Annotated in this window: 11 protein-coding genes and 1 pseudogene; 9 read left to right on the top strand and 3 right to left on the bottom strand. The window is 41.5% G+C overall.

The window, feature by feature from the left end:
* The 3 genes from ACEQ1T_RS18845 to ACEQ1T_RS18835 form a co-directional block, all read left to right on the top strand.
* Window positions 1-949: sugar MFS transporter (locus ACEQ1T_RS18845; RefSeq protein WP_370224224.1), on the top strand; the 949-nt coding region annotated here is incomplete at its 5' end.
* A 25-nt stretch (window positions 950-974) separates the two neighbouring features.
* Window positions 975-1,535 (top strand): sugar O-acetyltransferase, encoded by a 561-nt coding sequence (locus ACEQ1T_RS18840; RefSeq protein WP_370224221.1) that lies wholly within the window; start codon window positions 975-977, stop codon window positions 1,533-1,535.
* 243 nt (window positions 1,536-1,778) lie between these two features.
* Complete coding sequence (locus ACEQ1T_RS18835; protein ID WP_206845043.1) at window positions 1,779-1,937, top strand: hypothetical protein; 159 nt, start codon at window positions 1,779-1,781, stop codon at window positions 1,935-1,937.
* Window positions 1,938-2,043: 106 nt separating this feature from the next.
* On the opposite strand, the gene blaI is transcribed toward ACEQ1T_RS18835, so the two are convergent.
* Window positions 2,044-2,430, bottom strand: coding sequence for a penicillinase repressor BlaI (gene blaI / locus ACEQ1T_RS18830; RefSeq protein ID WP_370224219.1), 387 nt, complete (start codon window positions 2,428-2,430; stop codon window positions 2,044-2,046).
* A gap of 34 nt (window positions 2,431-2,464) precedes the next feature.
* Window positions 2,465-4,246, bottom strand: coding sequence for a BlaR1 family beta-lactam sensor/signal transducer (locus ACEQ1T_RS18825; RefSeq protein WP_370224216.1), 1,782 nt, complete (start codon window positions 4,244-4,246; stop codon window positions 2,465-2,467).
* 244 nt (window positions 4,247-4,490) lie between these two features.
* On the opposite strand from ACEQ1T_RS18825, the gene bla reads away from it, so the two are divergent.
* The 6 genes and pseudogenes from bla (at window position 4,491) to ACEQ1T_RS18795 (ending at window position 11,036) form a co-directional block, all read left to right on the top strand.
* A complete protein-coding gene (gene bla / locus ACEQ1T_RS18820) occupies window positions 4,491-5,423 on the top strand; it encodes a class A beta-lactamase (RefSeq protein ID WP_370224214.1) in 933 nt (310 codons plus the stop codon).
* Window positions 5,424-5,640: 217 nt separating this feature from the next.
* Complete coding sequence (locus ACEQ1T_RS18815; RefSeq protein WP_370224211.1) at window positions 5,641-6,471, top strand: glycerophosphodiester phosphodiesterase; 831 nt, start codon at window positions 5,641-5,643, stop codon at window positions 6,469-6,471.
* 122 nt (window positions 6,472-6,593) lie between these two features.
* Window positions 6,594-7,113, top strand: a pseudogene (locus tag ACEQ1T_RS18810) (N-acetyltransferase family protein).
* A 254-nt stretch (window positions 7,114-7,367) separates the two neighbouring features.
* On the top strand, window positions 7,368-8,576 hold the full coding sequence (locus ACEQ1T_RS18805; RefSeq protein ID WP_370224208.1) for a hypothetical protein: 1,209 nt from the start codon (window positions 7,368-7,370) through the stop codon (window positions 8,574-8,576).
* An 18-nt stretch (window positions 8,577-8,594) separates the two neighbouring features.
* Window positions 8,595-9,857 (top strand): Zn-dependent hydrolase, encoded by a 1,263-nt coding sequence (locus ACEQ1T_RS18800; protein ID WP_370224207.1) that lies wholly within the window; start codon window positions 8,595-8,597, stop codon window positions 9,855-9,857.
* Between the two features lie 6 nt (window positions 9,858-9,863).
* On the top strand, window positions 9,864-11,036 hold the full coding sequence (locus ACEQ1T_RS18795; RefSeq protein WP_370224234.1) for a M20 family metallopeptidase: 1,173 nt from the start codon (window positions 9,864-9,866) through the stop codon (window positions 11,034-11,036).
* 53 nt (window positions 11,037-11,089) lie between these two features.
* Here the strand turns inward: ACEQ1T_RS18795 and ACEQ1T_RS18790 are convergent, their stop codons facing one another.
* Window positions 11,090-11,569: a hypothetical protein gene (locus tag ACEQ1T_RS18790; RefSeq protein WP_370224205.1), complete on the bottom strand. Its 480-nt coding sequence runs from the start codon at window positions 11,567-11,569 to the stop codon at window positions 11,090-11,092.
* Between the last annotated feature and the right edge of the window lie 46 nt (window positions 11,570-11,615).

Below are 11,615 nucleotides of genomic sequence, written 5' to 3'. Positions count from 1 at the left end.
ACGCTCGACAAATAAGAAAGTCGTACCGCTCGGATTGGGGGCAGGTGCAATTGATGCAGGATTAAACGACTATGTTGCTGCACATTACAAAGCACATCACATGAGCTGGCTGCACAGTTTCTGGGGAGTCGGAGCCACTATTGGCCCAATCATCATGGCCCAGTATATTGCAGGGGGAAACTCCTGGAGCAATGGGTATTTTGCCATTGCTGGAATACAATTTGTGCTGGCAATCATCCTTTTGCTGACTTTTCCTTTATGGAATAAAGGAAAGAATAATAATAAAGCTCTAAGTGAAGAGGCGGAAGAATCAGAAGCGAGATTGGATCATGCCGAAAATGTAAAACCGCTCCAAATCAAAGGAGTTAAATTAGCTTTAATTTCTTTCTTGTTTTATTGCAGTGCTGAAGCCACCATGGGACTTTGGGGAAGCAGCTTTCTGGTAAGTGTGAAGGATCTGCCGGCAGCGATTGCTGCCCAATGGGTTTCCTTTTATTTCGCAGGCATTACAATTGGCAGATTTATTACTGGCTTCATTACGTTTAAAGTGAATAATCGTACTCTTATTCGGATGGGGCAAATTCTTGCACTTGCTGGTGCCATCATTCTTTGCCTGCCATTGCCATCCGATTTCGCGCTTGCAGGGTTTATTTTGGTTGGATTAGGATTGGCCCCGATCTTTCCGTGTATGCTGCACGAAACGCCAGCGCGTTTTGGGAAGAAGCATTCCCAGACTATCATGGGATATCAAATGGCTGTTGCGTATACAGGCAGTACCTTTATGCCGCCTGTTCTAGGCTTCATTGCCTCTCATTCAACAATTGGGATTTTTCCGATATGTATTGTTCTTCTTGCTGCAGCAATGTTCTTAAGCTCTGAAAAACTGAATCGCCTGCTGAATAAGAAAGAGATTAAAAGCTCAGCAGATGCAACCCTTTCACACAATTAGATAACGTTGAAAGAAGGAATTTAAATTGAAAACAGAAAAAGAGAAAATGCTGGCTGGAGAAATGTATGATCCTGCCGATCCGATATTATTAAAGGAACGTGAAGAAGCAAGACGAAAGGTCAGAATTTATAATCAAACTCTGGAGACTGAAGGAGAGAAAAGGACAAAATTATTAAAGGAAATGCTCGGTTCAACTGGAAAAAACGTATATATGGAGCCAAATATCAGATTTGATTATGGCTATAATACGCATGTAGGAGAAAACTTTTTTGCGAACTTCGACTGCACCATCTTAGATGTCTGTGAAGTGCGTTTTGGAGATAATTGCATGCTTGCACCCGGAGTACAAATTTATACGGCAACACACCCGCTTCATGCTGCTGAACGCAATTCAGGCAGAGAATATGCTAAGCCGATCCTGTTTGGAAATAATGTATGGATTGGCGGAAGTGCCGTAATTAATCCAGGTTTAACAATTGGGAACAATGTTGTGATCGCATCAGGTGCGGTTGTTACGAAAGATTTGCCTGATAATGTAGTAGTTGGCGGAAATCCAGCTAAGATAATTAAACAAATTGAGCTTTAATTCTCCTCAGCATCCATAAAATGAAAAGCCATTTCACCCATTGTAGATTTGGCCTTTTTTATGTTTCAGTGCAGGGAATCTGACTTTATTTTTCAAGCTTCCGTTATTCTTAACTACAGTGGCTTCTTGCATGAATATGAGGGGGAATAGCTCATTAGAAGCTATTGCAATGTGAATCTCCCTAACACGAATAATATTGCTCACCTAAGATAAAACTTTTAAATAAAACATTGGAGGAAAGACATGAGAGAAAAGAAAGAAAAGCCGCTCGAGGATATCCAAAAAAATGCTCAGGATTTATATGAGATAAGCAATACAGAATACGGACTTGAATCAGTTGCTGAAGGCTGTGATTTTGCTGAGGGGGAAAAGGATAAACCTCTCCAGTGTGACGGGTTATAGTGTCAGCCGCTTGGAAAACTTCCTGAAAATGAAACTGACATTTATTTGGCTTTATAAAAAAGAAGGAGGCGAACCCCCTCCACGATTTAGGGGGATCGCCAATAGGTTATTCATCCTTCTTTTGTTTTTTTGCCACAATTGTCCGCAGTTCGTTAATGTCCTCATCAGACAGGGAGTCTTCCTGGATGAATTGGACTAGCATGGATTTCACCGTTCCGCCATAGATTCGCTTGATAAAGGATTGAGCTTCAGCCCGCTGGCATTCATCCTGTGAATAGAGCGGGAAAAAGGTATAGATTTTCTGGTTTTTATTTACGCCGACTACATTCTTATGGACAAGCCTATCCAGAAGAGTACGGATTGTTTTGGGCTTCCAGTCTGTACTCTCTTGTAAGGATAGAATGACTTCATTAGCCGTTTTGGGTGCGCCGTGCCAAAGAACTGTCATGACTTCCCACTCGGATTCTGAGATGCTGGGAATCCTATCAGTCATATTAGCGCCCTCCTTCTTTAGTGAGATGAACCAATTAATAAATGCCTTTCTGCTTCAAAATGGATAATGTAATTTCAGCTGCTTTACTTCCATTAGAGTCATCTTCATTCTGTATATTTGTAGCAAAAAAGTATGTGTCCTGCCCTGACTCAACATATCCAATGAACCATCCATTGATGTTTTTTCCATTTACAGTGCCTGTACCTGTTTTCCCTGAAAGGAGGGCTCCCTCTTTTCTCTCTAGTTTAATGGAATCCTTCACTGTTTGGATATTCTTTTCTTTAAATCCAAATTGATTTGCATAAAATTTTTTAAGCAGCTGAACTTGTTCCACTGGAGAAATTTTAAGGGAAGATTCCAGCCAATATTCCTCAATCCCACCGGATAGATCACGATTCCCGTACCTGATTCGGTCTAAAAAAGTTTGAATCCTACCGGGCTGCACCTGCTGGTCTAATGACTGAAAATACCATGTAACGGAATTTCTTATTGCAGAAGTTAAATCCTGATCCGCATTCCAGGAATCAATAGGATACTGAAGTCCGTTCCATTTGGCCGACGAGTTTTCAACCGTTATGGTGCCTGATTCTAAACCAAGCAGAGCACTATAAATCTTATAAGTGGAATTTGGTGAAACCCTTAATGTGCTTTTATTCGGATTATGAATAAGATATTGGTCTGCTTCTTTATCATACAACACAAAGCTTCCATCAAACCCTGCAAAATAATTGCCTAAATCCTCATAAATAATGTTATCATCCTTAAAATTATAGCTGCTATTTTCATGAGCCATTACAGAGATAAATGGAGCTTGGCCTGCAATAAATATCCCCGCAAAAAGGAGTACTGCCGCACTTTTCCATCTCAGCAGTTTTGATTCCGGTTTAAAACAGGCAATTTTTTCGATTCTCGTTTTGATCTGTTTCTTTGACCCGTTTAAATGGTTTGCCAAATCGACAGTCACTGCCCTTGAGGCTTTATGGGCAAAATGAATAATGCTGTTTCCATACTCCATATAAGCCTTCTCATCCAAAGAATTTAAAACCTTAGCATCACAGGCGATTTCGCGATCCAGCCTCATTCTCCTAATAGCAAGCCAAACTAGAGGATTAAACCAATATAAAACTTGAAGAATCACCATAAAATAATTGACTGCAAAATCTTTATTTTTATAGTGGCTCAGTTCATGTAAAAAGATAAATTCTATATCCTTTTCAGAAAGCCACTCGCCAAAATGGCGGGGAAGCACCACATAAGTCTTTAAAAGGCCAAACGTCATTGGGGTTTTAACGAGAGATGACTCTCCGACAATAATACATCCAGTAATCTTCAGTTTGTGTTTGCAGTCCTCGAATAATGATAAAAGCCCGTTATTTCTCAGGTTGTTTGTGTGTTTCTTTATTTTACTGATCTTAAGCATTGCGAGCAGCGTAAATACAGTTAAAATAGCCACTCCGGAAATCCAAATAAAGAATAAAGCATTATTTAATAATGTTAAATCATAGCGTTCTACCGAGACGGTTATGTCCTCCATCCAATTATTTTGCCTTAATGGAACCTCTGCAGATGGCGCAGTTTGGGGTTGAAGGCTGCTATTGCTATTCCAAAAGGATAATGAATCCGCAAATGGCATGAATTGTAATGGAATAAGAGGCAGTGGCAGAGCAAGCAATACTAGAAACCAAAGATTATAGTGAGCTTGGGCTGTTAAATGTTTCTTTAAAAGTCTTTTTAATAGAAGAATGACTCCGATTGTAAAAGAAGACACCAGCAGACATTCCAAAAAAACAGATAAGAACTGTGAGCTTGTTATCATCCTCAGACCTTCCTTCTAAAATTTTACATCTAGTTTTAATTCCCTGGATAAAATGAAAACCAATCCTGCTAGCATTCTATTTTTACTTTATAAAATCATGTGATCTTGTGAAACACCATAATATCATGGTTTTCTAAAGGTTGACAAAATAAGATTACAAATGTAGTATTGTATTACGATTGTAGTCTATATATGTTGTTTAAAAGTAAAAATCTTAAAATTATTATGGAGAGAGGTAATAAACATGAGGAAACAATATCATTCTATTTTTAGTAAGAATAGGTTAAAAGCAGTCTGGCTGGTCAGTTTGGTTCTGCTTCTTGCCCTGACTGGCTGTGCAAATGGCAATTATCAATCAGATGTCAGTGCGGCAGAAAACTCCAAAAAAGCTTCTGTAAATACAAACCAAAAATTTAAACAGCTGGAGAAGGAGTATGACGCACGGCTTGGAGTGTATGCATATGACACAGGAACGAAAAAGACAATTACTTACAGGTCTGATGAAAGGTTTGCTTACGCATCTACATTCAAGCCGATAGCAGCTGCAATATTGCTGGAGAAAAAATCACTGGAGGAAATGGATGAAATCATTACATACACAAGTGATGACCTGGTTACATATTCTCCGGTTACAGAAAAGCATGTAAAGACTGGCATGACTTTAAGGGAACTCTGTGAAGCAGCAATCCGCTATAGTGACAATACAGCAGGCAACTTAATTTTAGAGGAATTAGGAGGGCCTGAAGGATTCGAAGCAGCTTTAAAGGAAATGGGAGATACTGTCACAAAGCCTGAGCGCTTCGAGACGGATCTGAATGAGGCAGAGCCAGGGGACATCCGGGATACAAGTACACCTGAAGCACTTGCAGCAAGCCTTCAGAAAGTTTTAATTGGCGATTTTCTGACTGAAGAAAAGCGGAACATTTTAACCGATTGGATGAGGGGTAACGTTACTGGGGATCCATTAATCCGTGCTGGTGTGCCAAGCGGCTGGGAGGTAGCTGATAAGAGCGGTGCAGCAGGCTTCGGAACACGTAATGACATTGCGATTGTGTGGCCGCCGAACAGAGAGCCGATTATCATGACGATCCTGTCCAGCCGGGATTCAAAAGATGCCGAATATGATAACGCTCTGATTGCAGAGGCAGCGGAGATGACAATAAAGGCTTTGGATTAAAACATTTACCAGCTGGGAAGATTCCCCCCCCCCGCCGAAAAATGTGATAGGGTATTTTTATTCAGTTTCAAATAGCCGTTTTGTAAAAAAACATAAGAATAAAGGCTGGTTTTTGTTAACATGATCTTTATTTAGCCATAAAAATAATCACACACCCCTTAAACATTCCTTTTCTAGAATATGGTTGAATACATATTTTAGATAGGAGATGGAGAGCATGAACAAAAAATTAATAATCGGTACAGGGTTGGCTTTTTCACTGCTATTCAGCCCAATCAGCCAGGCGTTCGCAGCAGGACCGGCAACAGGGGAAAGGAAACAAGTGGAAAATATAGCGCACCGCGGTGCCACAGGGTATGCACCGGAGAATACGGTAGCCGGCTTTGATCTGGCCGTTAATATGAAAGCCGATTATATCGAAATTGATGTTCAAAGAAGCAAAGATGGTGAATTAGTGGTAATCCACGATACAACTGTGGATCGTACAACAGATGGAACAGGAAAAGTGGGGGATTTAACGTTTGACTATTTAAAAAGTCTTGATGCCGGCAGCTGGAAAGGGGAACAATTTGCGGGGGAACCGATCCCGACATTTGAAGAGATTCTGGATCGCTACCATGGTAAGGTTGGAATATTAATAGAATTGAAGGCTCCAGAGCTTTATCCCGGCATTGAAGAACAAGTGGCAGATGCATTAAAAGAACGAAATCTTGATAAGCCGCAAAATGAAAAAATCATTATCCAGTCTTTTAACTTCGACTCTATGAAAACAATGGATCAGCTTCTTCCTAAAGTCCCCATTGGTGTATTGACCTCTAACCGTGCCGATACTACAGCGGAAGCTTTACAGGAATTTTCAGCTTACGCAGATTGGTTCAATCCAAGCTATGGAATTGTCACCGAAGAATTAGTAAATCAGGTTCACTCTCTTGGCATGCAAATTGGGTCATGGACAGTGCGCAGCCAGGAAACTGCCGACTTCCTGTTCGAAATGGAAGTTGACGCCATCATTACTGATTATCCGGATTATGTTGATCCTAGAAACTAATATCAGGAAAAGGAGCAGCTGCCGCTCCTTTTTTTTATCTGGAATTTATTTGCTGAATAAGGAGAGGGATTATTTGTATTTCTATGGAATATAAACGTTATCCTTTTTCAGAGGTGAAGATAATGAACATAAGAAAAGCCGTTTTAGATGATTCAAAGGGTATTGCGAAAGTACATGTTGATAGCTGGAGATCAACCTATAGAAATATTATTCCTGATGCATTTTTTGGAGAAGCTATCATATGACAGGCGTATGGAATTATGGAATGAGAATATTATAAAAGAGGGAAATTATGTGTTTGTCGCAGAAAATAGCGATGGTGAAATCATCGGATTTGCTGATTGCGGCAAGAGAGATAGTAATCATATTACCGAGTCTGGTGATTTAACTGCGATTTATCTCCTAGAGGAATATCAGGGTAAGGGAGTTGGCAAGAGGCTCTTAAGGAAGGTTTTTCTGCAATTTGAAGAACTTGGCTTCAATAGGATTTTTGTGGAGGTATTAGAAGACAATAAAACCTGCTATTTCTATGAGTATTATGGTGCAGAATTAAATAAAGCAAAAAAGATTACTATTGGAGGTGCTGAATTGAATCTTCTTATATATGAATGGAATAACATTAGGGATGTATTAATTAAATAGTAATCCAGGAAACCCGTCATATGACGGGTTTTTATTTACTCTCATGTTCTATTTGATTTTTAAAATAATAATATTATTTTACCAAACTAAATAAAAAACAAGCGTCATACAAAAACTGGAATGACATCGCTTACACAAAATTTTCAATAATTTAAATTGACTGAAAAGTATAATTGTATTATTATTCTAACAATATATATATTTTTCGCAACACGAATGAATAGGTATTCATCTTAGAGAAGGGGATGGGAATTATGTCACAGTTATTAGCTTTGGTTATTCTATTACTTATTTTATTTATTGGAGATCTGGTTGCGGTTCGCACAAAGGCGTGGGTGCCATCCATTTTCGTCTGTGCCGTACTGTTCCTTGCAGGTTATTGGACATTCTTTCCTCAGGATATCGTAGCATTGGCAGGGGTTCCGCCGGTTGTGGCTACGATGATGATGTACTTATTGATTACCAATATGGGAACATTGCTATCGATTCAGGAATTGAAAAATCAGTGGAAGACGATTGTGATTGCTTTATCAGGGATTTTGGGAATTATCGCAGTGTTATTAGGAATCGGAACATTTATTTTTGGTTTTAAGACAGTAGTTGTAGCCATCCCTCCTTTAGTTGGCGGTGTGGTATCTGCCCTGATCATGTCGGAAGGAGCGAAAGAGGCGGGCCTTGCTTCTTTATCGGTCTTTGCGATCGTGATTTATGTTATGCAGGGATTTGCGGGATATCCGCTTACTTCCGTTGTCCTGAAAAAAGAAGGAAAGCGGCTTTTACAGCAGTACCGAAGCGGAAAGCTTGCTTTTAAGGCACAGGGCATGGCAGCTGAAGAAACGGCTGCAGCAGCAGAGGCAGTTCCAAAACCTGAGCTTAAGCTTTTTAAAAATATGCCGGAGAAATATAATACAGATTTCTTCAAATTTTTAAGATTGGCTGTTGTATCCTACCTTGCTTATCTGACATCGACACTGCTTGCTCCAGTTGCCAGTGTCAGTCCATTTGTCCTTTGCCTATTGTTCGGGGTTATTGCTACAAGTATTGGCTTCCTTGAAAAGCAGGTACTGCAGAAAGCAAACGGCTTTGGCTTTGCGATCATGGCCCTGATGCTCTTTATTTTTGACGGGTTAAAGCAGGCTACACCAGGGATGATGCTTGAGATTATTTATCCGCTGGCAGGAAGCATTATTCTAGGCGTAATGGGAATGTATATCTTCTCATTCATCGCAGGGAAAATTTTAAAGGTGAGCAAGGAAATGGCCTTCGCTGTTTCGCTGACAGCACTATATGGTTTCCCGGCTGACTATATTATTACGAACGAAGTAATTAAATCTTTAACGGAAGATGAAAAAGAGAGGGAAATGCTGACGAGCAATATGCTGCCGCCTATGCTTGTCGGGGGATTCATCACCGTTACCATTGTGTCGGTGGTATTGGCCGGAATTTTTGTCGGACTATTATAAGAAAGGGATTGGATCGAAATGAGTGAAGTTCAAACAGGGAAAAATGTGAATCTGGAAAAAGTACAGGCGCGGATCGAAAATCATATTGACACCTTAAGCACTTTTACAGCGACTCCAGGCAGAGGAACAACCAGGCTGACGTATAGCCAGGAGGATCTGCTTGCACGGCAGTATATTAAGGCGGAAATGGAGAAAGCGGGCTTGACTGTCCGGGAAGATGGATTGGGCAATATCTTTGGTAAGCTTGAGGGGTCCCTAAAAGATGCACCAAGTGTTCTGATCGGCTCTCACTTTGATTCAGTCCCGAATGGGGGATCCTATGATGGACCTGCAGGAGTTGTAGCAGGTCTTGAAGTGGCTGCACTTTTGACTGAGATTGGATTAACGCCAAAATATCCGTTGGAGGTTATAGCCCTTATCGAAGAGGAAGGCTCCAGATTCGGCGGCGGCTTAATGGGGTCACGCGGAATGGCCGGTTTGCTGAGTGAGGAAGACTTCAAATCTTTGAAGGATAAAGGTGGCATTACGACCGTTGAAGCCATGGAGAAAATCGGGCTAGATCCTTCTCTTCCGAAAGCAAGAAGCCAGGAGTCAGTAAAGGCTTATCTGGAATTGCACATTGAACAGGGCCCTATATTAGAAGAAAAGAATATCCCAATCGGGGTAGTCGAAGCGATTGTCGGCTTAACGCAATTGGAAGTAACTGTAAAAGGGCAGGCCGGTCACGCAGGGACCACTCCAATGGACAGGCGGTCTGACGCGCTGGTTGCGGCTGCCGGGATGATAACTCAATTTCCCGGGCTGGCTGCGGCTGAAGGAGAAGGGACCGTAGTGACAACCGGGCAATTGCAGGTATATCCAAACGGAGCCAATGTGATTCCGGATCAAACGGTCTTTTCTGTAGATATTCGCTCCGGCAAGGAGGAACATGTCCAGAATGTCGTTCAAAAAGTGAAAGAATTAGCAGATTCCTATTGTGATAGCGGAGTAGAAATAACTGTCGAACAGCTTTTATATATTCAGCCAAAAGAGATGAATAAAGAGATTGTCACCCTGTTAAAGGAGAAAAGCAGTGAACTTGGTTTCACTTCATACCCCATGAATAGCGGCGCCGGGCACGATGCAATGGTTTTCGCTGATTACACAAGTACTGGGATGCTGTTTATTCCAAGTAAGAACGGTTTGAGCCATTGTCCGGAAGAATGGTCTGATTCCCGGCATATTGCCGAAGCTGTCCAAATCCTGTTTGAGGCAGCAATAGAGCTAACGGAGGCGGAATAAGCAATGATTCATAACGGTCTAAAAGAATTGATTGGGGCATATAGTGATGAATTAACGGAACTGCGCAGAAAATTGCATCGTGAACCAGAGGTGTCATGGGAGGAATACAAAACCACGCAATTTATATGTGAGTATCTTAATGGTCTGGACATCCCCTTTAAAAGAACGGAACCAACTGGTGTCATTGCTGAAATAGCAGGCGTGAAGCCTGGAAAGACGGTAGCTTTAAGGGGAGACATGGATGCGCTGCAGGTGGAGGAATTGAATAAGAATCTTCCTTATGCATCTCTGGAAACTGGCAAAATGCATGCATGCGGGCATGATGCCCATACCGCCATGCTGCTGATTGCCGCCAAGGCATTAAATGAGATAAAAGAAGAATTGCCGGGAACTGTCCGGCTTTTGTTCCAGCCAGCTGAAGAGGTAGCGGAAGGGGCAAAGATGATGGTGGAACAGGGAGCGATGGAAGGCGTGGACAATGTCTTTGGCATCCACATCTGGTCGCAAATGCCGACACATAAAGTCTCCTGTACACCCGGGCCATCCTTCGCATCAGCTGATATATTCAAGGTGACATTCAAAGGGAAAGGCGGGCATGGGGCGATGCCGCATGATTGCATTGATGCCGCTATAGTGGCATCTTCCTTTGTCATGAATGTGCAGAGTGTTGTGTCCAGAACCATTGATGCCCAGCATCCTTCCGTCCTCACCATCGGAAAAATGGTGGTCGGCACAAGGTTCAACATCATCGCTGAAAATGCCGTTATTGAGGGAACAGTCCGCTGTTTCAATCCTGAAACAAGGGACTATATAGAAAAGCAGCTTCAGCACTATGCTGAAAACACGGCAGCTATCTACGGTGCAAAAGCAGAGGTGGAGTACGTCCGGGGGTCGCAAGCGGTAATCAATGATGAATACAGTGCACAATTAGTACAAGAAGTTGCATCTGAAGCTTTTGGAGAAAATGTTCTATTTAATGAAAAGCCCACAATGGGGGCTGAAGATTTCAGTTTCTTCCTGGACAAAGCACCTGGCAGCTTCGCCCTCATTGGCAGCGGCAATCCTGAAAAAGACACAGAGTGGGCTCACCACCATGGCAAATTCAATATTGACGAAGACGCCTTATCGACAGGTGCAGAGCTATATGCACAATATGCCTGGGCATACTTGAACGAATAAGAGTAAAGCTGATCTTAAAGAAAAATCCGTTCCTCGTATTTGGAGGAGCGGATTTATTTTTGATAAGTTTCAGAACTTCTTATAAATTTTAAAAGCCACGGCAGGAAAAAGGCATAAGCAATGAAGTGTACAGGGGTTGACCACCAAGTATTCCAGCGTTTCATTAATCCTACCTTAACGGTGAGCCACTCCAGGATGAGAGATAAGATGACAAATAAAATAACCCAGAACCATTTGCTTTCGTTTTTGTAAAAGTTCAAATAGATGACTGATAAACAAGAGGGGATGATACCAAAAAGTAAAAGCTCAGGCAGTCCTTCTTTTTGCGGGTCACCGATGTCAAAAAGATCTAATGGAACGGCTATTGTGATATCAACCATCCATACGATATAACCGATTAGACCAAAGATTATGTATATTTCCTTCCAGCATATTCTTTTCTTTGACATGAAAATCACAATCGAAATTAGAACCAAACCAAGAATGGCAGGATACCACCAGCCTTGAGTTAAAGCGAAATCTGGCTGCTCCATCTTATTCCCTCCATTGTCTTAGAATTGGTTAGAATAATCGTCTTTA

Origin of the sequence: Cytobacillus sp. (genome assembly GCF_964223445.1) — a bacterium.
Lineage (GTDB): Bacteria > Bacillota > Bacilli > Bacillales > Cytobacillaceae > Cytobacillus.
The sequence above is the reverse complement of the archived record's forward strand: the minus strand, read 5'-3'. Positions and strand labels throughout refer to the sequence as shown.

Coding starts and splice junctions, on each gene's coding strand:
- ACEQ1T_RS18835 (WP_206845043.1), top strand. CDS start 1,779: ATGAGAGAAAAGAAAGAAAAGCCGCTCGAGGATATCCAAAAAAATGCT.
- blaI (WP_370224219.1), bottom strand. CDS start 2,430: ATGACTGATAGGATTCCCAGCATCTCAGAATCCGAGTGGGAAGTCATG.
- ACEQ1T_RS18825 (WP_370224216.1), bottom strand. CDS start 4,246: ATGATAACAAGCTCACAGTTCTTATCTGTTTTTTTGGAATGTCTGCTG.
- bla (WP_370224214.1), top strand. CDS start 4,491: ATGAGGAAACAATATCATTCTATTTTTAGTAAGAATAGGTTAAAAGCA.
- ACEQ1T_RS18815 (WP_370224211.1), top strand. CDS start 5,641: ATGAACAAAAAATTAATAATCGGTACAGGGTTGGCTTTTTCACTGCTA.
- ACEQ1T_RS18805 (WP_370224208.1), top strand. CDS start 7,368: ATGTCACAGTTATTAGCTTTGGTTATTCTATTACTTATTTTATTTATT.
- ACEQ1T_RS18800 (WP_370224207.1), top strand. CDS start 8,595: ATGAGTGAAGTTCAAACAGGGAAAAATGTGAATCTGGAAAAAGTACAG.
- ACEQ1T_RS18790 (WP_370224205.1), bottom strand. CDS start 11,569: ATGGAGCAGCCAGATTTCGCTTTAACTCAAGGCTGGTGGTATCCTGCC.